This is a genomic window from Burkholderia sp. 567 (assembly GCF_040545115.1).
GTDB lineage: Bacteria > Pseudomonadota > Gammaproteobacteria > Burkholderiales > Burkholderiaceae > Burkholderia > Burkholderia ambifaria.
Genome location: NZ_JBEPLG010000002.1, coordinates 754,946 through 775,540 on the forward strand (window position 1 = coordinate 754,946; position 20,595 = coordinate 775,540).

The 20,595-nt window shown below is 67.6% G+C and carries 23 protein-coding genes; 13 read left to right on the forward strand and 10 right to left on the reverse strand.

The features are described from left to right. Positions 1 to 153 precede the first annotated feature (153 nt). Positions 154 to 594: an Rrf2 family transcriptional regulator gene (locus ABIC50_RS08865; RefSeq protein ID WP_166726329.1), complete on the reverse strand. Its 441-nt coding sequence runs from the start codon at positions 592 to 594 to the stop codon at positions 154 to 156. Between the two features lie 142 nt (positions 595 to 736). On the opposite strand from ABIC50_RS08865, the gene ABIC50_RS08870 reads away from it, so the two are divergent. The 5 genes from ABIC50_RS08870 to ABIC50_RS08890 all read left to right on the forward strand — a co-directional run bounded on the left by ABIC50_RS08870 (position 737) and on the right by ABIC50_RS08890 (position 5,776). Continuing rightward, positions 737 to 1,651: an NAD(P)/FAD-dependent oxidoreductase gene (locus ABIC50_RS08870; protein ID WP_354163208.1), complete on the forward strand. Its 915-nt coding sequence runs from the start codon at positions 737 to 739 to the stop codon at positions 1,649 to 1,651. A 99-nt stretch (positions 1,652 to 1,750) separates the two neighbouring features. Next, positions 1,751 to 2,677: a LysR family transcriptional regulator gene (locus tag ABIC50_RS08875; RefSeq protein ID WP_354163211.1), complete on the forward strand. Its 927-nt coding sequence runs from the start codon at positions 1,751 to 1,753 to the stop codon at positions 2,675 to 2,677. Between the two features lie 113 nt (positions 2,678 to 2,790). Then, positions 2,791 to 3,921, forward strand: coding sequence for a DSD1 family PLP-dependent enzyme (locus ABIC50_RS08880; protein ID WP_354163213.1), 1,131 nt, complete (start codon positions 2,791 to 2,793; stop codon positions 3,919 to 3,921). Between the two features lie 131 nt (positions 3,922 to 4,052). After that, entirely contained in the window at positions 4,053 to 5,024 is a 972-nt protein-coding gene (locus ABIC50_RS08885; protein ID WP_354163216.1) for an ornithine cyclodeaminase family protein, read from the forward strand. 29 nt (positions 5,025 to 5,053) lie between these two features. Continuing rightward, positions 5,054 to 5,776: an HAD family hydrolase gene (locus ABIC50_RS08890; RefSeq protein WP_354163657.1), complete on the forward strand. Its 723-nt coding sequence runs from the start codon at positions 5,054 to 5,056 to the stop codon at positions 5,774 to 5,776. Between the two features lie 64 nt (positions 5,777 to 5,840). Here ABIC50_RS08890 and ABIC50_RS08895 read toward each other — a convergent pair whose 3' ends face one another. Together ABIC50_RS08895 and ABIC50_RS08900 are read right to left on the reverse strand one after the other, a co-directional pair. Then, positions 5,841 to 6,458 carry a glutathione S-transferase family protein gene (locus ABIC50_RS08895; RefSeq protein ID WP_126226542.1) on the reverse strand — a complete coding sequence of 206 codons (618 nt, stop codon included), beginning with the start codon at positions 6,456 to 6,458 and terminating at the stop codon, positions 5,841 to 5,843. A 74-nt stretch (positions 6,459 to 6,532) separates the two neighbouring features. Further along, positions 6,533 to 6,901, reverse strand: a complete 369-nt coding sequence (locus ABIC50_RS08900; protein ID WP_175655317.1) for a YciI family protein — start codon at positions 6,899 to 6,901, stop codon at positions 6,533 to 6,535. An 82-nt stretch (positions 6,902 to 6,983) separates the two neighbouring features. Here ABIC50_RS08900 and ABIC50_RS08905 point away from each other — a divergent pair, with 82 nt between their 5' ends. Beyond that, on the forward strand, positions 6,984 to 7,451 hold the full coding sequence (locus tag ABIC50_RS08905) for a MarR family winged helix-turn-helix transcriptional regulator (RefSeq protein WP_354163219.1): 468 nt from the start codon (positions 6,984 to 6,986) through the stop codon (positions 7,449 to 7,451). Positions 7,452 to 7,481: 30 nt separating this feature from the next. On the opposite strand, the gene ABIC50_RS08910 is transcribed toward ABIC50_RS08905, so the two are convergent. Next, positions 7,482 to 8,075 (reverse strand): TetR/AcrR family transcriptional regulator, encoded by a 594-nt coding sequence (locus ABIC50_RS08910; protein ID WP_229062838.1) that lies wholly within the window; start codon positions 8,073 to 8,075, stop codon positions 7,482 to 7,484. Between the two features lie 119 nt (positions 8,076 to 8,194). Between ABIC50_RS08910 and ABIC50_RS08915 the strand changes: the two genes are divergently transcribed. Both ABIC50_RS08915 and ABIC50_RS08920 read left to right on the forward strand, forming a co-directional pair. Next, positions 8,195 to 9,250, forward strand: a complete 1,056-nt coding sequence (locus ABIC50_RS08915; RefSeq protein ID WP_354163222.1) for a saccharopine dehydrogenase family protein — start codon at positions 8,195 to 8,197, stop codon at positions 9,248 to 9,250. Continuing rightward, on the forward strand, positions 9,237 to 10,004 hold the full coding sequence (locus tag ABIC50_RS08920) for an isocitrate lyase/PEP mutase family protein (protein WP_354163224.1): 768 nt from the start codon (positions 9,237 to 9,239) through the stop codon (positions 10,002 to 10,004). The genes ABIC50_RS08915 and ABIC50_RS08920 overlap by 14 nt, the downstream gene beginning before the upstream one ends. Positions 10,005 to 10,164: 160 nt before the next feature. On the opposite strand, the gene ABIC50_RS08925 is transcribed toward ABIC50_RS08920, so the two are convergent. Further along, positions 10,165 to 11,376 (reverse strand): MFS transporter, encoded by a 1,212-nt coding sequence (locus ABIC50_RS08925; RefSeq protein ID WP_354163226.1) that lies wholly within the window; start codon positions 11,374 to 11,376, stop codon positions 10,165 to 10,167. A 70-nt stretch (positions 11,377 to 11,446) separates the two neighbouring features. Here ABIC50_RS08925 and ABIC50_RS08930 point away from each other — a divergent pair, with 70 nt between their 5' ends. Beyond that, positions 11,447 to 12,481 carry an AraC family transcriptional regulator gene (locus ABIC50_RS08930; protein WP_354163229.1) on the forward strand — a complete coding sequence of 345 codons (1,035 nt, stop codon included), beginning with the start codon at positions 11,447 to 11,449 and terminating at the stop codon, positions 12,479 to 12,481. Positions 12,482 to 12,573: 92 nt separating this feature from the next. On the opposite strand, the gene ABIC50_RS08935 is transcribed toward ABIC50_RS08930, so the two are convergent. Both ABIC50_RS08935 and ABIC50_RS08940 read right to left on the reverse strand, forming a co-directional pair. Then, complete coding sequence (locus ABIC50_RS08935; protein WP_006749649.1) at positions 12,574 to 12,741, reverse strand: hypothetical protein; 168 nt, start codon at positions 12,739 to 12,741, stop codon at positions 12,574 to 12,576. 76 nt (positions 12,742 to 12,817) lie between these two features. Further along, positions 12,818 to 14,722 carry a DUF3857 domain-containing transglutaminase family protein gene (locus ABIC50_RS08940; RefSeq protein WP_354163232.1) on the reverse strand — a complete coding sequence of 635 codons (1,905 nt, stop codon included), beginning with the start codon at positions 14,720 to 14,722 and terminating at the stop codon, positions 12,818 to 12,820. Positions 14,723 to 15,052: 330 nt separating this feature from the next. Here ABIC50_RS08940 and ABIC50_RS08945 point away from each other — a divergent pair, with 330 nt between their 5' ends. The 3 genes from ABIC50_RS08945 (at position 15,053) to ABIC50_RS08955 (ending at position 15,854) form a co-directional block, all read left to right on the forward strand. After that, entirely contained in the window at positions 15,053 to 15,238 is a 186-nt protein-coding gene (locus ABIC50_RS08945) for a hypothetical protein (protein WP_006749647.1), read from the forward strand. A gap of 97 nt (positions 15,239 to 15,335) precedes the next feature. Next, positions 15,336 to 15,635: a hypothetical protein gene (locus ABIC50_RS08950; RefSeq protein ID WP_354163234.1), complete on the forward strand. Its 300-nt coding sequence runs from the start codon at positions 15,336 to 15,338 to the stop codon at positions 15,633 to 15,635. A gap of 60 nt (positions 15,636 to 15,695) precedes the next feature. Then, entirely contained in the window at positions 15,696 to 15,854 is a 159-nt protein-coding gene (locus tag ABIC50_RS08955; protein ID WP_006749645.1) for a hypothetical protein, read from the forward strand. A gap of 113 nt (positions 15,855 to 15,967) precedes the next feature. Here ABIC50_RS08955 and ABIC50_RS08960 read toward each other — a convergent pair whose 3' ends face one another. Together ABIC50_RS08960 and ABIC50_RS08965 are read right to left on the reverse strand one after the other, a co-directional pair. After that, a complete protein-coding gene (locus tag ABIC50_RS08960) occupies positions 15,968 to 16,288 on the reverse strand; it encodes a DUF1840 domain-containing protein (RefSeq protein ID WP_354163659.1) in 321 nt (106 codons plus the stop codon). Positions 16,289 to 16,474: 186 nt separating this feature from the next. Beyond that, a complete protein-coding gene (locus ABIC50_RS08965) occupies positions 16,475 to 16,732 on the reverse strand; it encodes a hypothetical protein (protein ID WP_354163237.1) in 258 nt (85 codons plus the stop codon). A 436-nt stretch (positions 16,733 to 17,168) separates the two neighbouring features. On the opposite strand from ABIC50_RS08965, the gene ABIC50_RS08970 reads away from it, so the two are divergent. Continuing rightward, positions 17,169 to 18,032, forward strand: a complete 864-nt coding sequence (locus ABIC50_RS08970; RefSeq protein ID WP_105831642.1) for a crotonase/enoyl-CoA hydratase family protein — start codon at positions 17,169 to 17,171, stop codon at positions 18,030 to 18,032. A gap of 56 nt (positions 18,033 to 18,088) precedes the next feature. On the opposite strand, the gene pdeR is transcribed toward ABIC50_RS08970, so the two are convergent. Then, complete coding sequence (gene pdeR / locus ABIC50_RS08975) at positions 18,089 to 20,092, reverse strand: cyclic di-GMP phosphodiesterase (RefSeq protein ID WP_354163239.1); 2,004 nt, start codon at positions 20,090 to 20,092, stop codon at positions 18,089 to 18,091. Positions 20,093 to 20,595 lie beyond the last annotated feature (503 nt).

Below are 20,595 nucleotides of genomic sequence, written 5' to 3' on the forward strand. Positions count from 1 at the left end.
GCCCTCTCGGGTGCGGAAAACCCGTATTTTGCCCTGTGGCGGGCGAATCGGGCAGAAGTCGGGGGACAGAACACGGCGGTGCGGCGGTTTCGCGCCGCGCCGCATTACGTCGGACTGCCGGCTATCTGCAGCCGGCGGCGATGCTGCAGCGCATCAGCGCGGCGTGCGGCGGCGCGCCGCCTTCGCTTCGAAATCGCGTGACAGCATGCCGAGCGTGACCTCGCCGAAGCGCGCGAGCAGCACCGCCTCGGCCTCTTTCAGCGTGGCCGACAGATGCGCGTTGACCGCCTGTTCGACCAGGCATTCGGGGGCATCCTCGGACACCAGATCCGAAAACACCGGCGGCTCGCCCACCGCACGATAGACATCGAGCAGCGTGATGTCGTCGAGCGCGACGGCGAGCGCCCAGCCGCCGCCGTGGCCTTTTTCCGACTGCACGTAGCCGCTGTCGCGCAAGCCGCCGAGCAGGCGCCGCACGACGACCGGATTCGTGCCCAGCATCGCCGCGATCGCCTCCGACGTCAGCGGGCCGTCGGCCTGGTCCATGTGGATCAGCGCATGCAGCATGCGCGACAAACGGCTATCGGTTCTCATCGCCGGACGGCTCCCACTCTCGAAACTCCTGAAGTTGCATGAATGATACCATCGACCTATCATGCAACTTCTCGTGTTTCATGAGTTGACCGCCAGCGAAGCACGTTCTTCGCTGGCACGGATTCCGGAAAGGGGTGAACACATGCAGAACCATCATGAAGTGATCGTGATCGGCGGCAGCTTTGCCGGGCTGTCGGCCGCGATGCAACTGGCGCGCGCGCGACGCCGCGTGCTCGTGATCGATGCCGGGCGGCCGCGCAATCGTTTCGCGGAGCATGCGCACGGTTTTTTCGGGCAGGACGGCAAGCCGCCGGCGCGGATCGTCGCCGACGCCGCCGCGCAACTCGCGGCGTATCCGACCGTGCAGCAAATCGCCAGCGAAGCGCGCTCCGCCGAGCGCGATGCGCGCGGCCGCTTTCACGTGACGCTCGCGGACGGCAGCCGCGCCAGCGCCGACCGGCTGATCCTCGCGACCGGCATCCGCGACGCGTTGCCTGCGCTGCCGGGTCTTGCGCAACGCTGGGGCGTCAGCGTGCTGCATTGTCCGTATTGCCATGGGTACGAGGTGTCGGGCCGGCAACTCGGTGTGCTGGCCACGCATCCGCTGTCCGTGCATCAGGCGATCCTGATTCCGGATTGGGGGCCGACGACGTGGTTCACGCAACGCGTAGTCGAACCAAATGAAGAGGAAGCCGCGTTGCTGGGCGCACGTGGCGTGCGTATCGAGCGATCGCCGGTCGTCGAGATCCTCGGCGACGCACCGCATATCGAAGCGTTACGGCTCGCCGACGGGCAGGTCGTGCCGATCGAGGCGCTCTTCATCGGCGCGCGTACGGAGATGGCGAGCGATCTCGCGCAACAGCTCGGCTGTGCGTTCGACGAAGGGCCGCTCGGCGTGGCGATCCGCGTCGATACGTGGAAGCAGACGAGCGTTCCCGGCGTGTTCGCGGCCGGCGATGCGTCGAGCCTGATGACGAATGCGACCTTCGCGTCGGCATCGGGCGTCGCCGCCGGCGTGGGCGCGCATCGTTCGTTGATTTTCGGGCTGGACGCGTGACGCGCACGAAGCCGCAGGTTGGTTGACGCGGTGTAACGCTACCGTCTTCGCGCGATGTGTTGTTTAATGCTTCGCAATGCCAGCATTAAGAGACATGCAATGCTCGATCTCGAAGACCTTCGACTCGTCCGCGCGATCGGCGCGTCGCGCTCATTGGCATCCGCCGCTCGATTGCTCGACCTCACCCCGCCCGCGGTCACGATCCGCCTGCAGCGGATGGAGGCGCGGCTGGACGTACGCCTGGCCGTGCGACAGCCGAAAGGCATCGCATTGACCGACGAAGGCCAGCGGCTGTATCAGGAGGCCGTCGAGATTCTCGAGCGCGTCGAGGCGCTGCCGGTCAACATCTCCGGCGATCACGGCGACGTGCAGGGCACGCTGCGCGTCGTCGCGCCGTTCGGCTTCGGACGCAAGTACGTCGCGCGGATCGCGCGCGACGTGCAGCGCGCGCATCCGAAGCTCGAGATCTCGCTGCATCTGTCGGAGAGCCCGCTGGGCAGCGCGTCGGGCGCCGACGTGGTCGTGCATGTCGGCACCCTGAAGTCGTCGTCGTGGATCGGCTATCCGCTCGCCCCCAACGAGCGCTTCCTGTGCGCGAGCCCCGGTTACGCGCGTCGCATCGGCGAACTGAACCATCCGTCCGACCTCGCCCGCTACGACTGCCTGTGCCTGCGCGAGAACGACGAGGACGTCCCGCGCTGGCACTTCTCGCAACCCGGCGACAACAAGGGTGAAGCCAGGCGATCCGCGGTGATCCGCATCACGGGCGCGCTTTCATCGAACGACGGCACCGTCATCACCGACTGGGCACTGGCCGGGCTCGGCATCGTCGAGCGCTCGGAATGGGACGTCGCACCGCTGCTCGCGAACGGCAAGCTGGTGCGGCTGCTGCCCGACTGGCATCTGCCGCCCGCGCCGGTGACCGCGCTGCTGCCGTCGCGCACCGGCCGCTCCGCGCGGCAACGGGTTTTTCTCGATGCCGCGAAGCAATTTCTCGATCCGCCGCCATGGCGCGGCAAGGCCTGAGTGGCTTTCCACGATTAAATGCGGCTTAATGATCGATTTGGCACGCGTTAAACACGCGGCCGGCCGATCGCCCTACAGTGTTCGCTGTCGGCAACCCACCGAGGCAACGCACCATGGGCATCCCACCCCTCAACACCCCCGCCGCATTGATCGACGTCGATCGCATGCGCAACAACATCGCGCGCATGCAGGCGCATCTCGACGCACTGGGCGTCAAGTTCCGGCCGCACGTGAAGACCACCAAGTGCCAGCAGGTCGTCGACGCGCAGATCGCGGCCGGCGCGCAGGGCATCACGGTGTCGACGCTGAAGGAAGCCGAACAGTTCTTCGCGGCCGGCGTGCGCGACATCGTCTACGCGGTCGGGATGATTCCGGCCAAGCTGGGTCAGGCGCTCGCGCTGCGCCGCCAGGGCTGCGACTTGAAGATCGTCGCCGACAGCCTGGAGACCGCGAACGCGATCGCCGAATTCGGGAGCGAGCACGGCGAGCGCTTCGACGTGTGGATCGAGGTCGACGTCGACGGCCACCGCTCGGGGATTCGGCCCGACGACGGCCTGCTGATCGACGTCGGCCGCGCGCTGGTCGATGGCGGCATGGCGCTCGGCGGCGTGCTCGCTCACGCCGGTTCCAGTTACGAATACGACACGCGCGACGCGCTGGTCGCGATCGCCGAACAGGAGCGCAGCCGCACCGTGCACGCCGCCGAGCGCCTCAGGGCGGCCGGCTTGCCCTGCCCGGTGGTGAGCATCGGTTCGACGCCGACCGCGCTGTCCGCGACGAACCTCGACGGGGTGACGGAAGTCCGCGCAGGCGTCTACGTGCTGTTCGACCTCGTGATGCACAACATCGGCGTGTGCGCACAGGCCGACATCGCGCTGTCGGTGCTGACCACCGTCATCGGACACCAGGAAGAAAAAGGCTGGGCCATCGTCGACGCGGGCTGGATGGCGATGAGCCGCGATCGCGGCACCCAGCGGCAGGCGCGGGATTTCGGCTACGGGCAGGTGTGTACCGAAGATGGCGACGTGCTCGGCGAGTATGTGATGAGTTCGGCCAATCAGGAGCACGGCATCGTGTCGCGCATCGATACGCCCGATACGCGCATCGCGCAGCGGTTTCCGATTGGTACCCGTTTGCGGATCCTGCCGAATCATGCGTGCGCGACCGGTGCGCAACATCCGGAATACCACGCGCTGAGCGGCGACGGCGCGGTCGAGACGTGGCCGCGCTTCTACGGGTGGTGAGCATCATGAGCACGGTAGCCGGTGCGGCGATCCAACGCCCGACTCCCTCATCCGGACCAAATTGACATTTTGTCTATATCTATACAAACTATAAACATTGCGATTCGCATCGCCCCACAGGCTCGCCCACCATGCCGACAGACGCTCAACTCCTTCTTCTCGACCGCGATGTGGTCGAACCGGCCCTTCAAGCCGAACAAGTGACGGCGGCGGTGCGCGAGGCCTTCGTGCTGCATAGCCGACGCGCCGGACGCGTGTTTCCGGTCGTCCGCGAGAAGCTGCATACCGGCGGCGTATTCGGAATCAAGTCGGGCGACGTCGCGAGCCAGGATCTGCTCGGTTTCAAGGCGGCCGGGTTCTGGCCCAGCAATCGCGGCCGCGGCGGCGAACCGCATCAGGCGACGATCGCGCTGTTCGATCCGGCCACCGGCCGCCCACTCTGCATCATGGACGGCAACGCGATCACCACGGCGCGGACCGGAGCGGCAGGCGGCCTCGGGCTGCAGGCGCTCGCCCGCCGCGACAGCACGCGCATCTGCGTGTTCGGCACCGGCGTGCAGGCGCGCGTCCAGCTCGACTATGCGATCAGGCTGCTGCCGCAACGGTGCTCGGTGCAGTACGTGAACGTCGGCGGCGAAGTCGATCCGGAGTTCGAATCGGCATTTCGCGAACGCTGCGACATCCGCGTCGCACGAGACCGCAACGATGCGGTGGCCGACAGCGACGTGGTCATCACGGCGACACCGGGCGGCGGCCCGCTGTTCGATGCGGATGCGGTGCAGCCAGGCACGCATCTGACTTGCGTGGGCGCGGATACCGCGGGCAAGCGCGAACTTCCCGAGCGCGTATTGGAGCGTGCGCGGATTTTCGTGGACGATCACGAGCAGGCGCGCAGCATCGGCGAGTGTCAGTGGGCGCCGGATTTGCCGCGCACTGAAATCGGCGACGTGCTCTCCGGGGCTGTGTCGGTCGATCGCGCGGCGAGCGAGATCACCGTGTTCGACATGACGGGGCTCGCGCTGCAGGACCTGACCGTTGCGCGTTTCCTGTATCGGCACGCTGTCGAGAGTGGCGCCGGGCGCGCGATCCCGTGGCCGTGGTGAATGGCGACTGCGTGGTATCTTCCGTCGCCATGCACCTGACCAACGTTTCCGCCATCTCGTTCGATCTCGACGACACGCTGTGGCCGTTCGGCCCTTCCGTCGAACGGGCCGAAGCGTCGCTGCATGCGTGGCTGCTCGCGCACGCGCCCGCAACCGCGCGCGTGCTGCCCACGTCGCAGGCGCTGAGCCAGTTGCGCGACGAATACGAGCGCTTGCGGCCGGATCTCCTCGGTGACTATCGTGCGTTGCGCATCGGCTCGATCCGGCTTGCGCTGGAACGCGCGAACGAAGACGTCACGCTGACCGAGCGCGCATACGACGTGTTTTATGCCGCGCGGAATCGGGTCGAGTTCTTCGACGATGCATTGCCGGCGCTCGCGTGGCTGAGCGCGCGTTTTCCGCTGATCGCGGTGACGAACGGCAATGCGGACCTTCGGCTGACGGGGGGCGGCGAGTTCTTCCGCGACACGCTCAGCGCGCGTGCGTTCGGCTTCGCGAAACCCGAGCCGGAGATCTTTCATGCGGCCGCCGCGACGCTTGGCGTGCCTGCGGGGGAACTGCTTCATGTCGGGGATGATTACCGCCTCGATGTCGTCGGCGCGTTGAATGCGGGGCTTCAGGCGGCGTGGGTGGTGCGCGACGAAGGGGCGGAAACAGCGCACGACGCGCACCGTGCCACGCCCCCTCATCTGACCATTCGCGACTTGTCGATGCTGTGTCACGCGCTCGGCGCCCCCGTCGGGCTGGCCTGACCGCAGCCCAGCGAATCACGCGGCCGAACTCAATCGCGCCCGTGGACATCACCGACCGCCGTCTTCACGCCGCCTTCCGCGCCTCCGCAATCCGCTGCGGCGCCTTCGGCCGCGCATACAACCGTTCGAGATACGCGCGCAATTGCGGGAACGGTTCGATCAGGTTGCATTCGCTCGCCCAGTCGATCAGATACGCCGTCACGCAATCGGCCACCGTCAGCGTATCGCCGACGATGAATTCACGCCCTTCGAGATGCTTGTCGAGGATCACGGCCATCGCGTTGAAATCCTCGCGCGCCAGTTCGATGTCGGCCGGCGAGCGCTTCTCGGGCGGATAGATGAACGTATGCCGCGCGATGCGCCACAGCGGCTGCTCGAGTTCCGTCACCGCGAACATGATCCACCGATAGGCCTCGGCACGCCGCGCGAGATCGACCGGCAGCAATTGCTTCTCCGGATACTTGTCCGCGAGATACAGCACGATCGCGGCCGACTCGGGAATCACGAGGTCGCCGTCTACCAGCACGGGCACCTTCCCGGCCGGATTGAGGTGCAGGAATTCGGGCCGCTTGTGCTCGCCCGCGAGCAGGTTGACGGACACGAATTCGAAATCCGCGTCCAGTTCCTTCAGCCCCCACAGCGCGCGTTGCGTGCGGGTGCCGGCAAATCCGTAAAGCTTCATTGCAGTGTCTCCATCCAGATTGTCGGGAATTGGTCTCCATGCAGGCTGCGGCGCATGGTTCATGCGTTCATCGTTTACATATCGGGCACCGCGAGCACCGGCATCACCTCGATCGTGTCGCCGGGGAACAGCGTGAAATGCGGATGGCCTTCGAATAGCGCGGCAGCAGCGTCGTGCGACGCGGCGCGCACGACGGTAAAGCCGCTCAGCGCATTGGCGGTGTCCGTGATGCCGCCCTTGCCGATGGACTTGGTCTTGCCGAGCGGCCCGCCGAGCTCGACGATCGCGTCGCGATGCCGGTCGACCCACGCATGCCACGCGGCAATCCCTTCCTTCTCCCGCGTGCGCCGCTCCTCCTCCGGTAGCGCCATCCACGCCTTCATGGCCGGGCTCTCCTTGCTGCCGAGGAAAACCGCGAGATACAACTGCTGTTGAGCACTCATGCTTCCTCCGTCCGATGGCGGGAACAGCGGGCTGCCGCTCCTCGCCCTTGACAAGATAGGTTGATATCAACACAATTGCAACATGGCACGCAATGAAAAGCTTCCTTTCGAAACGACGCTGATGGTGCGCGATTGCTGCCTGTGCCTGCACATGCAGCGCGCGGCGCGCAATCTCGCGCGCATCTTCGACGATGTGCTGCGTCCGCTGGATCTCACCAACGGCCAGTTTTCGCTATTGATGTCGCTGAACCGGCCGAAACCGGCCGCGATGAAATCGGTCGCGTCGCTGCTCGCGATGGATCGCACCACGCTGACCGCCGCGTTGAAACCGCTCGAGCGGCGCGGCCTGGTCACGATCGTGCAGGATCCGGACGACAAGCGCAGCCGCCTGCTCGAACTCACGCCGGCCGGCCATCGTCTGCTGAGCGACGCGTTCCCGCTGTGGCAGCAGGCACACGCCGAGATCGAACAGCCGTTCGCGGCCGGAGAAGTCGATGTGTTGCGCGATCAGTTGCGCATGCTGTCGGAGGATCCGGCTACGCGCGGCTGAAGCCGCGCGCGGCACGGCACTACCCGCGCTTCACTTCCTGCCCTTCGTCGGCATCAGCAATTGCGCGAATTCCTGCAGGAAGCGCACGGGGCCGTGCGCGTGCAGTGCGTGCCCGCTGCTGAGCGCGCCGTCGATGACGGTCGCGAGCCGCAGCGCGTAAGTCTGCGGTTCGTCGATCCCGATCGCGCTGGCCAGTTCCGTCAGCCGGCGCCGCAATTCCTGCTTGTGCGCGACGGCGACCTTGCGGGCGGGATGATTGCCGTCCGCGTACTCCGCGGCGATGTTGATCTGCGGACAGCCGCGATAACCGGGCCGCTCGATGCGCTCGCCGATCCACTGCAACTGCGCATCCAGTTCCTCGCGCGGCGTGCGCCGGTACCGCGCGGCCACCGCGTCCCAGTGCGCCCAGAAATCCGCATCCTCGCGCAGCAGAAACGCCTCGATCAGGTCGTCCTTCGTCGCGAAATGCCGATACAGGCTCGTCTTCGCGACGCCCGCCTGCGCGACGATCAAATCCACGCCCACCGCCCGCGTCCCTTCCCGATAGAACAGCGCGCTCGCCGTTTGCAGAATGCGCTCGCGCGTATCGGGCGCGCTCCCCTTCGTCTGTGTTTCCTGTTTCATCGAAGCCCGGCCGTCGACGGCCGCCTGTCCCGCAAAAGTGCATCCGATGATAGCACCGCGGGGTTGACGACGCTACAGGTCTGTACTATAAAACAAACCGGTCTGTATCGGAGTGAATCATGGACGGTCGAATGACGGTTGCAGTGTATGGCGCCACGGGTCACACCGGGCGGTTTGTCGTCGCCGAACTGGAACGGCGCGGCCTCGGCGCGATACGCATCGGGCGCGATGCCGCGCGGCTCGCGCAAGGCGGCAACGCCGCGGCGCCGTGGCGCGTCGCGTCGGTCGACGATCCGGCCGCGCTCGACGCCGCCTTGCGCGGCACGCACGCGGTGATCAACTGCGCGGGCCCCTACCTCGATACCGCGCTGCCGCTCGCCGACGCGGCGTTGCGCGCCGGTATCCCGTATATCGACCTGACGGCCGAGCAGCCGTCCGTTCAGACACTGACCGAGCAGCGCGACGCCCGCGCACGCGCCGCCGGCGTGACGCTGGTGCCGGCCGCCGCGTTCTACGGCGGCCTGGCCGACCTGCTGGTGACGGCCGTCGTCGACCCGCAGCGGCCGATCGAGAGCGTCGACGTCGCGACCGGCCTCGACAGCTGGCATCCGACGCGCGGCACGCGCGTGACCGGCGAGCGCAATCACGCGACCCGGCTGATGCAGAAGGACGGCAAGCCGACCGCGGTGCCGACGACGGCACGCGAGCGCCGCTGGCCGTTTCCGGCGCCGCTCGGCGACGTCGACGTGACGCTGCTGCCGTTCTCGGAAGTGATGACGCTCGCGCGTCATCTGCGCATCGATACGATCGAGTCCTGGCTCGCGACACTCGCGCTGCGCGATATCCGCGATGCCGGCACGCCGCCGCCGCAACCGGTCGACGCGCTCGGCCGCTCGGCGCAGCAATTCGTGATGGACGCCATCGTCGTGCAGAACGGCATCACGCATCGCGCGAGCGCGTCGGGACGCGACATTTATGCGGTCAGCGCGCCGATCATCGTCGAGGCGACGGTTCGCCTGCTGAGCGGCCGTACACTGACGTCGGGCGGCGTACGCAGCCTGGGCGAACTGTTCGACGCGCGCGATTTTCTCGCGGCGCTCGACACCATCGACGTATCGTTCGATACGATCACCGATCGGCATTTCAACCGGAGGGACGAGCATGAGTCGCAATAAGAAGGAAAAAGCCGCGTATTTCCGTTCGCTTCATCGCGCGGGCGAGCCGCTCGCGCTGTTCAACGTGTGGGACGCCGGCAGCGCGCGCACGGTGGCCGACGCGGGTGGGCTCGCGCTGGCGACGGGCAGCTGGTCGGTCTCGGTCGCCAACGGGTTCGCCGACGGCGAGCAGATGCCGAAAGCGCTCGTGATGGAAGTGCTCGCGCGAATCGCCCAAGCAACCGACCTGCCCGTCACCGTCGATCTCGAAAGCGGGTACGGCGAGCGGCTGGAGGAAGTAGCCGACACGATCGCGCGCAGCATCGAGGCCGGCGCGATCGGCTGCAATCTGGAGGACAGCTTTCCGGCGACGGGCGAACTGCGCAGCGTCGACGACGCGGCCGCGCGTCTCGCGGCGGCCCGGCAGGCGGCCGATCGCGCGGACATCGGCTACTTCATCAACGCGCGCACCGACGTGTTCTTCACGGCCGCGGCCGACACGCACGACGAACGGCTTCTGGACGACGTGCTGACCCGCGCACGCGCGTACGCGGCGGCGGGCGCCGACGGCCTGTTCGTGCCGGGCCTGCGCTCGCCGGCGCTGATTCGCGCGCTGACGGCCGCGTCGCCGCTGCCCGTGAACATCATGCGCGTGACCGACACGCCGACGCTCGCCGAACTCGCGGAATACGGCGTCGCGCGCATCAGTCACGGGCCCTACCCTTACCTGGAGGCGATGAAGGCGCTGGCGGCGGTGGTGAAGCAAGGCGGCTAGGCGCTGCCCGGGGCGGACAGCGGACTGCCGACGATTACATCCGATGCAATCGCCGTCCCCACGCTTCAGGTGCCGCGCCGCCATTCCCGCGGCGCGCATTACAACTAGCAACGAGCAGCGGGCCGATGCGCGATCGCACGCGCCGGCCCGCTGCGATCCATCATTCGGCCAGCGCCGGCGAGACGCCAACCCGCTTCGGCACGCCGGTCACGATCGTCGCGACCGCGACGGCCAGCACCGCGGCCGCGCTCAGGAACACGCCGCCCGCGCCGTTCGCGTCGAACACGACGCCGCCGGCCGCCGCGCCCGTCGCGATCGCGAGCTGGATCGCCGCGACGATCAGCCCGCCCGCGCTCTCGGCTTCATCGGGCACGGTGCGCGTGACCCACGTCGACCAGGCAACCGGCACGCCGCCAAACGCCATCCCCCACAACGCGACGAGCACCGCGTCGATCATCGGCGCGCGGCCGAGCGCGACGAGCGCGATGCCGAGCACGACCATCAGCGCCGGCATCCCGATCAGCATCGGCCGCAGCCGGTGCTCGAGCACGCGGCCCGCGAGCGACGTGCCGACGAAGTTCGCGATCCCGTAGCCGAGCAGGATCGCCGACAGCCCGTTCACGCCGACGCCGGCGACCTGTTCGAGGAACGGCCGCAGATACGTGAAGAACGCGAAATGCCCGGTGAACACGAGGATTGTCGCGAACATCCCGAGGCCGACGGTCGGCCGGCGCAGCACGTCGACGAGCGTGCGCAGCCGCGTCGTGCCGCTCGGCGGCATCGACGGCAGCGTCATCACCTGCGACACGAACGCGACACCGCCGAGCCCCGCCGCGATCAGGAACACGTTGCGCCAGCCGATCAGGTGCCCGAAATAGCTGCCCATCGGCGCCGATGCGATCGTCGCGACCGCCACGCCGCTGAAGATGATCGATAGCGCGCGCGGCACCATCGCGGTCGGCACGAGCCGCATCGCGGTGGCCGTCGCCATCGTCCAGAAGCCGCCGAGCGCGACGCCGAGCACGACGCGGCCGATCAGCAACGTCGTCAGGTCGGGCGCGAACGCGACCGCGAGATTCGAGGCGACGAGCAGCACGGAGAACGCGAGCAGCACGCGCCGGCGGTCGATCGTGCGCGTCAGCGCGGAGATCAGCAGGCTCGTGACGAGCGCGACCGTCGCGGTGGCCGTGACGGCCTGGCCGGCCACGCCTTCGGTCACGCCTAGGCTGTCGGCCATCGGCGTGAGCAGGCTCGCGGGCAGGAATTCGGCGGTGACGAGGCCGAACACGCCGAGCGTCATCGCGAAGACGGCACCCCAGGCCGGGGCGCGGGGAGCCGCCTGGGTGGCGGCAGAGGAGATTCCGGGATTCATGCGTCGTTCCGAGTGGGATAGGGAAAATACTGATGACGGCCTATCGTAGGGAACCACGGCAGGACGGTCTATGACATACAATCCGTTCTTGTTGATCGATCGTCCGAATCTCAAAATGGCCGAGCCCCTGCTTCCCCCCGTGCCCGACGTGCACGACCTCGTCAGCGAGTTGCTGCTGGGCATGCGCTTGAGCGGCGTGCAGTATCGCCGGATCCAGGTGCCGCGGCCGTTCGGGCTGAGCTTCGGCCATGCGCCGGGCCGCGCGCAGTTCCATTTCGTCGGGCGCGGGCCCGTGCTGCTGCGCGACGCGGCCGGCACGACGGTGCGGCTCGAGGCCGGCGACGCGATCCTGCTGCCGCACGGCGGCACGCATGCGCTGGTGTCCGATCCGGATGCGCCGTGCCGCGAGATCGGCGGGTTCGAAGTCGCGAAGATCTGCGACACGGTCGCGTCGGTGGCCGCGACGTCGTGCGCCGCGGCGGAGCCGGCCGCCGGCGACGCGCTGATCTTCAGCGCGTGCATGGAGCTCGATCTCGGCGGCATGCAGCCGCTCGTCGGGACGATGCCGGAGTTCATGCACGTCGGCACGCTGCTCGCGCGCTATCCGGAAATCCGCCCGATGCTCGACGCGATGGAGCGCGAATCGTGCTCCGAACGCGCGGGCTTCGCGGGCATCCTCGCGCGGCTCGCCGACGTCGTCGCCGCGTTCATCGTGCGCGGCTGGGTCGAGTGCGGATGCGGCGACGCGACCGGCTGGGTGCAGGCGCTGCGCGAGCCGAAGCTCGGCCGCGCGATCGTCGCGCTGCATCGCGATCCGGGGCGCAACTGGAGCGTGTCGGAACTGGCCGCCGAAGCGGGCGTATCGCGCTCGGTGTTCGCGGAACGCTTTCTCGCGGCCACCGGGATGACGCCCGTGCGCTACCTGACCGAACTGCGGATGCGGCTCGCCGCGCAATGGCTCGCACGCGACCGCGAGACGATCGAGGCCGTGGCGTACCGGCTCGGCTACGGGTCGCTCGCCGCGTTCAGCCGGGCGTTCAAGCGCGTGGTCGGGCGGCCGCCGGGCGCGGTGCGCGCGGAAGGCGACACGCACGCCGACGTGTAACGCGTCACGTGCAAGCGCAATGCGGGCCCGGGCGAACGCCTGTCGAGTCGCCCCGGCTTCGCTCGCGCCGTCTTCGCCTGCGACGACTCCGCTCAGCCGCTGCGTGCTTCCAGCCGATCGACCAGCGCCGTCGCGCAGCGCACGGCCAGCGCCGCGCACTGTTGCGCATCCACCGGCGCGCCGCTCATCATCGCGCCCTGCACGATCCGGCCCAGCAGTTCCTTCGACAGGTCGGCGATCTCGTCTTCCCGCTTCGTCATGTCCATCTCCCGCGCGTCGGCCGAACCCGGCCGCGCGTCCGATCGTGCCGAGCGCCGCATACGCCGCGCCCGGCGTTCAACGTTGCCTTGCCCGCACGACGATCTGCGCCTGCGTGTCGCGCTCGATACGTTCGAGCGACGCGCGCAGCGCCGTGAACTCGTCAGGCGTGCAGACCTGCCGGCCGAACGTCGCCGTCAGCCGGCGCGTGACCTGCACGACGTGCGCGGCCGCATCGAACACGTAATGCGACGCGAAGTCGACGAAACGGTCGTGCACGGCCGTATCGGTCGGCAGGTCGGTCACCGCGACGCCAGCCGGCAGCGCGATTTCGCCGGTCTCGTCGAACGTGCCGCCCAGACACACCCACGGCTGCGTGCGCACCGGTTCGGCCAGCCACCCCTCGACCTGCGTCGCGATACCGCCCGTGATGCTCGACAGCGCGGGCACGGCGGTCGTGCCGTCCGGCCACACGACGTGATCGAGCGTGCCGTCGTACGTCACGTCGAACGGCCCGTCCGTCGCGCGGCGATCGCCGGTCGAGATCCGTGCGCGGCCCCGCAAGCCGCTTTGCCGCAGCCGTTCGTTCGCAAGCTGCCGCACGCGCTCGGGCGGCGCGCGGCGAAACAGCGTGCGTTCGAGCTCCGCGGTCCAGCCGTCGTCCACGACGAGCGCGTGAAACCGTGCGGCGCCCGGTTGCGCCGCATCGATCTCCACGCGCGCGGTGCGGCGCTTCGGCTGCGTGGCCGGCGTGCGCGACAGCACGCCGGTGTCGACGAGCAGCGCCGGCCGGTCCATCACGATCGGCGGCAGGTAGCCGAACGCGATGCCGCTCGTCGTGGTGTCCGCGTAGAGGCCGAGACCGGGCAGCCACGTGATCGCGTGATTGATCGCGCCCGCGCCGTAGCCGGGCACGGAGGGCAGCGCGTACACGGAGCCGAGGTTGATCAGCACCGGTTCGCTGCGGATGCCGACCGCCGCGAGCAACGCGCCGAACAGCGCGACGTGGTCCTTGCAGTCGCCGTAGCGGTTGCGCAGGATGTCCGTCACGCGATGCGGCGCGGCGGCCGTCTCGCCGAGAAAAATCGCGACGTAACGCACGTTCGCTTGCACCCAGTCGAACAGGCGGCGCGCCTTGTCGTGCGGATCGGCGACGTCGGCGGTGAGCGCGCGCGCCAGTTGCACGACGGCCGGATCGTTCGCGCCCGCGTCGACGGCCGCGTTGCGGTAGCGCGCGGCGAACGCCGCATAGTCGGGCAGCGTGGACACCACGAGCCGGTCGCCGTAGGTCGGATAGCCGACCGAGCCGCTCTCGATCCGGTCGTACGGGCCGTGCCGGTATGCGAACTCGTAGCGCGTGCGGCCGTTCGCCGTGACCGGCGGCAGCGCGACGTAGCCGCGCGCGTCCGCACGCAGCGGCATGTCGGCCGGCACGTCGAAGATCAGCCGCTGGTTCTCCACCGGCTCGCGCGACGGTTCGACGTAGTAGCCGAAGTAACCGGCGTTGACGGGCTTCGTGCGCGCCTTGCGGAACGCGATGCGCGTGCTCGACCTGGCCTCGACGCCCGGAAACACGACGGTGCGCAGCAGGCCGTCCTGGAACGTCGGCGCGCCGGCCGAACGCGGCTCCTGGACATCGCGGATGCCGTCGGGCCCGACCGGATGCGCGACGCCGCCGCGATCGATCGTCTCGGCCGCGACCAGCTCGACCTTCTCCAGGTTCTTGTCGAACCAGACGTAGCGCTGCGCGATCGCGTCGATCCCGTTCGCATCGTTCGCGCGCAGCGTCGAATCGTCTTCCTCGTCGAGCGAGCCGTCGCGCTGGATCACGAATACGTGAACATCGCTGACGAGCGTGACGGGCGCTTCGTCGCCCGAATCGGCCAACGCGGGACGCGCGAGCGCGGCAACGGCGACGGCCACCGCGAACGCGGCGGCGCGGCCCGGCAGGCGGCCGGTCGATCGGAACGGAAAACGCACCACGTCGAAGCTCTCCGCGCGTTCGTGTTCAGGTCGGGACGCGACGGGCACGCATCCGCGCGCCGCGCCCGGTCGTTCAATTCAGTGTGGGTGACGTGCCCGCGAGCGTCAAGCCGCTGGGCGGCCGGCCACGCCGCGGCGCAACATGCGGGCGGGGAAGCGCCGCAAGCGGGATGCAGGGGCGTGGGGACACTTTCACGATCTGCTCCGCGCGGGAGCGCTTTTTATATCACGTTGTGACATATAATTCAGGCAGTGAAAGCGTGCGTGCGACGTCGCCGAAACGAATGACGATCCGGTATGTTCGACACGCCTACATGGGAAGGAGACATCATGCTGATCAACAACGATTTCGAAATCGGTTATCTCGTGATCGCATTCGCGCTGCTGGGCGTGATCCTGATTGGCGCGCTGCTCACCGCGCTGCATCTCGAGCGGTGGCATCCGAAACTGGTCGGCGCCGCGATCGGCGCGCTGCTCGGGATCGCGCTGATCGAAGCGATGCCGATGCTGACGTGAACGCGGCGCGGCGCTCCTTCGTGCGCCGCGCGCTTGCCAGTACGTGCTCGTTTGCGGCGTGGGGTCGGAACGGCGGGCGCCCGTGAAAGGAATCGGGATGGAGTCGCCGCTTTCCGTGACCTACCATCAAGATGAGAGCCGCGCGGACGTGCGGGTCGATCCGGTGGCCGGCGAAGGCTTCGCGCTCGGCGTGAAGTCCCCGCCGCGCGCCATCATGTGCTGGCGCGATAGCGGCGGCGGCCGGAGCAACGCGCATCTGCTCGATCGATCCCACGCACCACGTGTTCGCAACGATGCGGATGCGTGCGGGGTCGCGATTGCACTGGCCCAGCGCTTCAACGCCGGCGCGATGCCGGCCGCGGCCGGCGCGACGCGCATCTGCTCGCCGGCCTCTTGATGCCCATGCCGGCTAACGCCAGCCGATGGCATCCCTCGCTCCCAACCTGCCGGAGGCGACATGGAAAACGGTATCGTCGCGACCATCCTGCTGCTCGCGGTCCTCATGTTCGCGGTGCTGTTCTTCGCGGAACAGCGCAGCCGCGAGCGCATCCGCGACCGGCTCTTGCACCGCCCGTCGCGGCGCTCGGCACGCTCGCATACGCACCACCATTCGTAAGCGGAAAGCGCCCCGCGCAAAAAAATCGGCCGACGGTATGGCGTCTTGCGACGCCAGGCCGTCGGCCTTGCAGCGGAGGTCCGGTTCCCGGGCAGCCGGCGCGCGTCGCGCGCCTACACACTCCACATCACGTGCCGGCCCTGTTCCTGGGCCGCACGCATCATGTCCAGCAGCGGCCACGCGCGTTGCGCGAGCCCACCTGCATGCGGCGACAGTTCGGTGCGCAGCGCCTGCGTTGAACGCGCGTGCGCGCTTTCCCGCGCCACATCATCTTTGATCGCCTGCTCGAGCCGCGCGATCGCGCCCGGCAATTCGTCAGTGGAAATCACCCCGCGAACGTCGAGCCCCTTGCCGACGAGCCCCAGCAGGTACTCCGCCAGATCGCGCAACATCACGATGTCCGGTGCGGCGGAGGATCGGAATGTAACCATCATCGTCGTTTTTCCCTCGTCATTGTCGCGAGATCGTGCGGCGATAGCAGCCACCGATCGCGGCGTGGTCTGTGGCCATCCTCCGTTCTTCTCAATAGAAGGTCCGCCCGGCACGCTGCGCGTATCGCGCGGCCGGGTTGGTTTGCGGCATAGAAACCGGATGGCACGAAGGCCTGCTTTTATTTTATGTCACGTTGTGATGCATTCAAGTTTCCGGCACAGGAATGGGCGTATGTGTGTGTCGCGAGATCGATGCATCAGCATGCGATCGCCGACGCGCTTGTCACGCTCCTGTTCGTTCGCGTAGGCCAGCGCGATCTTCAGCGTGGTGCCCGCGTAGTTCGAGTTCGTGATCGTGCAGTCGACGTTGTCGCGTCGCAGCCGCAACTCCATCCTCTTGCACAGATTGTTCGCGTCCGTGTCGGTCACGCATCGGGTCAACGCCATGCGGTAGCGGTAGCGGCAGCGTCATCCTCCAACGCTAACCGATGCACGGTCGCTGCACCAGTCCGCACATTCCATGAGATGTGATCGACGGCGCGGCGTCGTTTTCATCGCGTAAACGACCGACACGCGACACGTCTCCCGTACGGCATGCGCGCATCGATTGTCGCCGCATCGTCACACTTCCGTGCCACACCTCCCCCACGTCCTCCCGCCAAGCGATCGCATCGATCGCATCGATCCCGTCGTTCGCATGGTCCACACGTCTCACACCGACCGCGATACCCCTCCTCGTCCCCGTCGTGCGTTTTTCCCCGCATTTCGGCTTTTGTGTGCGCGCAACAATGGCGGTGCCTCGCGGCCGGCGCCGTGCGGGGGCAGTTGTCCACGGCGCCGGCCGCGGCGCTCTTTGCAAAACCACATCTCACGAGGACATACCATGCAACTCCAATCTCATCCGGCGTGCCGTCCGTTTTACGAAGCAGGTGAACTCACGCAACTCACCGCGTTCTACGAAGAAGGCCGCAACATCATGTGGATGATGCTGCGATCGGAGCCGCGGCCGTGCTTCAACCAGCAACTCGTCACCGACATCATCCATCTCGCGCGCGTCGCACGCGACTCCGGCCTGCCGTTCGACTTCTGGGTGACGGGTTCGCTCGTGCCCGAGCTGTTCAACGTCGGCGGCGACCTGAGCTTCTTCGTCGACGCGATCCGCAGCGGTCGCCGCGATCAGTTGATGGCCTATGCCCGCTCGTGCATCGATGGCGTGTACGAGATCTACACGGGCTTCGGCACCGGTTCGATCTCGATCGCGATGGTCGAGGGCAGCGCGCTGGGCGGCGGCTTCGAGGCCGCCCTCGCGCACCACTACATGCTTGCGCAGAAGGGCGCGAAGCTCGGCTTTCCCGAGATCGCGTTCAACCTGTTCCCGGGCATGGGCGGCTATTCGCTGGTCGCGCGCAAGGCAGACCGCGGGCTCGCGGAATCGCTGATCTCGTCCGGCGAGGCGCATGCGGCCGAGTGGTACGAGGATCGCGGGCTGGTTGACCAGACGTTCGACGCGGGCGACGCGTATCTCGCGACGCGCACCTTCATCGACGTGACGAAGCCGAAGCTGAACGGCATCCGCGCGATGCTGCGCGCACGCGAGCGCGTGTTCCAGATCACGCGTTCCGAGCTGATGGACATCACCGAGGAATGGGTTCACGCGGCGTTCACGATCGAGCCGAAGGATCTCGCGTACATGGAACGTCTGGTGATGCTGCAGAACCGGCGCGTGTCGAAGCTGCGCACGGTGTGATGTGAATGGAGCGCGCCGCCGCGTCGCGGGCGGCGCGCTCCGTGATGCGGGCAGGCTCAGGCGATCAGCCTGAGCTTTCTCGTTTCCGCGAGCCAGCCCTCGAACGCCTGGGCCGGCATCGGCCGCGCGAAGTAGAAACCCTGCGCGTGGTCGACGTCGACCTGCTTCAGGAATTCCGCCTCCCCCGGCGTCTCGACGCCTTCGGCGACGACCGCGAAACTCAGCGCCTTCGCGAGCGACACGACCGAGCGCACCAGCGCCTGCGAGCGCGGATTGCGATCGATGCCCGTGATGAAGCTGCGATCGAGCTTGATCGAATCGAGCGGCAGCCGCGACAGTTGCGACAACGACGAATAGCCGGTGCCGAAATCGTCGAGGTGAATCTTCGCGCCGAGCTGGCGGAATTCCTTCATCAGCTCGTGCGCCGTTTCCTCATCCTCGATGAAGCTGCTTTCGGTGAGCTCGATGTCGACGAGGCTCGGCTTCAACCCCGCGCTGGCGAGAATCGATGCGAACTGATGGACGATGTTCATGTCCTGCAGTTGCCGCGCGGACACGTTCACCGCGACCCGCACGCCGAGCCCCTTCGCCTTCCATGCGGCGGCCTGCGCTGCCGCGGTGCGCATCACCCAGCGTCCGAGCGGCGCGATCAGCCCCGACTCCTCCGCGAAGTGGATGAACTCGATCGGCGCGACGAGCCCGCGATCGGGCGACTGCCAGCGGATCAGCGCCTCGACGCTGCGTACGTCGCCGCTCGCGAGGTCGACGACCGGCTGGTAGTGCAGCACGAACTGCTCTTCCTCGAGCGCCTTGCGCAGGTTCGTGTCGAGCCACATGTACTTCGCGACCTTCTGGTTCATCTCCAGCGAGAACACGCGGTACGTATGCTTGCCCTCTTCCTTCGCGACGTACATCGCGGTGTCGGCGCTGCGGATCAGCGTTTCGAGCGAATCACCGTGCTGCGGATACATCGCGATGCCGATCGAGCAACTCGTGTAGATCTCCATCAGCCCGAGGTGGATCGGCGTGCGCAGCCGTTCGAGGATGATCTGCGAGGTCGCTTCGAGCAGCGGCCGCGTGCCGTGCTCGAACAGCACCAGGAATTCGTCGCCGCCGAGCCGCGCGAGCGTCGCCCCGGACGGCAGGCAGCCGCTGATGATCGTGGACACGTCCTGCAGCAGGCGGTCGCCGGTGATGTGCCCGTAGTGATCGTTGACGCGCTTGAAGTTGTCGAGATCGAGGAACAGGATGCCGACCTGGCCGCGCATGTCGGTGCGGTCGGCGGCCAGCGCGGCGCCGATGCGCTCGCTGATCGCATGGCGGTTCGGCAGGCCGGTCAGCATGTCGGTGTTCGCGAGTTCGGTGAGGCGCTGCTGCGCGTTGCGCTCCTCGGTGACGTCGATGCCCGAGCAGATCAGGTACTGCTCGTCGGCGCCGCTGCCGCTCTGCACGAACTTGTTGCGGAACTGGAACAGGCGCGGCCCGTTGACCGTGTTGATGTAGCGCTCGACCGCGAACGAACGGTTGCTCGCGAAAAAGCCGGTGATGTTGCTGCGCGACTGCGCGCCCTGCTCGGGGCTCATGAACAGCTCGAACGCGCTGCGGCCGATCACGTCGACTTCGCGCTTGCCCGTCACTTCCTCGCACAGGCGGTTGAAGCGCTGCACCATGCCGTTGCGGTCGAGGATCACGACGAGCGAATTCACTTCGGACACGACCTGCTCGGCGAACGCGAGCCCGTGCGACAGGTCGTTCGCGACCGACGCGGTATCGGAATAGGCGGAGGCCGTGCCGGCCCAGTTCGACGTGTCGACCTTGCGGCCGACCAGGTGGAGGGTGACCGTGTCGCCGAACAGCGCAAGGTCGAGCACGAGGTGCGACGTGACGCCGGTGAGCGCGCGAATTCGCGCGGCCTGCTCGCCGGTCAGCGCCACCGCGACGTTGGTCAAGCCGCGAACGGCCGCCAACTCGAGCGCATTGCTGTCGCTGCCGAGACGCCAGCAGGGGCTGCGCGTACCGACGTGCGCTTCAAGCACCGCGCTATCGTTTTCGTCATCCATGGACACGCCCCGATCCAGAAAAAACGCACAGTGTAGACGGAGGCGAGTTGGCTGACCCCAATTCCCGGACGCGCAGCGCGCGGATCCGGCGGGGCAGTCGTGACGGCCATGACAGCGGCCCTCGTTCCGTATTTGTTTCCAACCAATGCGACCCGGCGGTTGCGCATTCGCGCGCAAGGTTTTCCAAACGAATGTGTAAGCCATCTTATCAAATGACGATCAAGAATGGCACTCACATTCGGCAGAGAGTGTCAAGGAATCGGGACTCGATTGGCACGGCGGCTTTTTCGTGATTGGCGGGATGGGCGCGCGGGGGGCGCAGGGCCCCGAAGCGGGGTGGCAGGATCGGCGGGGTGCCCCACCGGACGGGCGTTTGCGGGGAATCCCGGCCGCCCCGTCCCGCTCGGCCCCAAGGCGTTCCGCAGGGGTCGGGTCGCCTCGAGTCGAGCGCGGAAGCGGGGAATTTCCGTTTCCGTTTACGACGCGAATGCCCGTCTTTATTC

Coding starts and splice junctions, on each gene's coding strand:
- ABIC50_RS08935 (WP_006749649.1), bottom strand. CDS start 12,741: ATGACGAAGCGGGAAGACGAGATCGCCGACCTGTCGAAGGAACTGCTG.
- ABIC50_RS08930 (WP_354163229.1), top strand. CDS start 11,447: ATGACATACAATCCGTTCTTGTTGATCGATCGTCCGAATCTCAAAATG.
- ABIC50_RS08960 (WP_354163659.1), bottom strand. CDS start 16,288: ATGATGGTTACATTCCGATCCTCCGCCGCACCGGACATCGTGATGTTG.
- ABIC50_RS08900 (WP_175655317.1), bottom strand. CDS start 6,901: ATGAGTGCTCAACAGCAGTTGTATCTCGCGGTTTTCCTCGGCAGCAAG.
- ABIC50_RS08895 (WP_126226542.1), bottom strand. CDS start 6,458: ATGAAGCTTTACGGATTTGCCGGCACCCGCACGCAACGCGCGCTGTGG.
- ABIC50_RS08970 (WP_105831642.1), top strand. CDS start 17,169: ATGCAACTCCAATCTCATCCGGCGTGCCGTCCGTTTTACGAAGCAGGT.
- ABIC50_RS08885 (WP_354163216.1), top strand. CDS start 4,053: ATGCCGACAGACGCTCAACTCCTTCTTCTCGACCGCGATGTGGTCGAA.
- ABIC50_RS08915 (WP_354163222.1), top strand. CDS start 8,195: ATGGACGGTCGAATGACGGTTGCAGTGTATGGCGCCACGGGTCACACC.
- pdeR (WP_354163239.1), bottom strand. CDS start 20,092: ATGGATGACGAAAACGATAGCGCGGTGCTTGAAGCGCACGTCGGTACG.
- ABIC50_RS08920 (WP_354163224.1), top strand. CDS start 9,237: ATGAGTCGCAATAAGAAGGAAAAAGCCGCGTATTTCCGTTCGCTTCAT.
- ABIC50_RS08950 (WP_354163234.1), top strand. CDS start 15,336: ATGGAGTCGCCGCTTTCCGTGACCTACCATCAAGATGAGAGCCGCGCG.
- ABIC50_RS08965 (WP_354163237.1), bottom strand. CDS start 16,732: ATGGCGTTGACCCGATGCGTGACCGACACGGACGCGAACAATCTGTGC.
- ABIC50_RS08945 (WP_006749647.1), top strand. CDS start 15,053: ATGCTGATCAACAACGATTTCGAAATCGGTTATCTCGTGATCGCATTC.
- ABIC50_RS08870 (WP_354163208.1), top strand. CDS start 737: ATGCAGAACCATCATGAAGTGATCGTGATCGGCGGCAGCTTTGCCGGG.
- ABIC50_RS08865 (WP_166726329.1), bottom strand. CDS start 594: ATGAGAACCGATAGCCGTTTGTCGCGCATGCTGCATGCGCTGATCCAC.
- ABIC50_RS08910 (WP_229062838.1), bottom strand. CDS start 8,075: ATGAAACAGGAAACACAGACGAAGGGGAGCGCGCCCGATACGCGCGAG.
- ABIC50_RS08955 (WP_006749645.1), top strand. CDS start 15,696: ATGGAAAACGGTATCGTCGCGACCATCCTGCTGCTCGCGGTCCTCATG.
- ABIC50_RS08905 (WP_354163219.1), top strand. CDS start 6,984: ATGGCACGCAATGAAAAGCTTCCTTTCGAAACGACGCTGATGGTGCGC.
- ABIC50_RS08925 (WP_354163226.1), bottom strand. CDS start 11,376: ATGAATCCCGGAATCTCCTCTGCCGCCACCCAGGCGGCTCCCCGCGCC.
- ABIC50_RS08890 (WP_354163657.1), top strand. CDS start 5,054: ATGCACCTGACCAACGTTTCCGCCATCTCGTTCGATCTCGACGACACG.
- ABIC50_RS08875 (WP_354163211.1), top strand. CDS start 1,751: ATGCTCGATCTCGAAGACCTTCGACTCGTCCGCGCGATCGGCGCGTCG.
- ABIC50_RS08880 (WP_354163213.1), top strand. CDS start 2,791: ATGGGCATCCCACCCCTCAACACCCCCGCCGCATTGATCGACGTCGAT.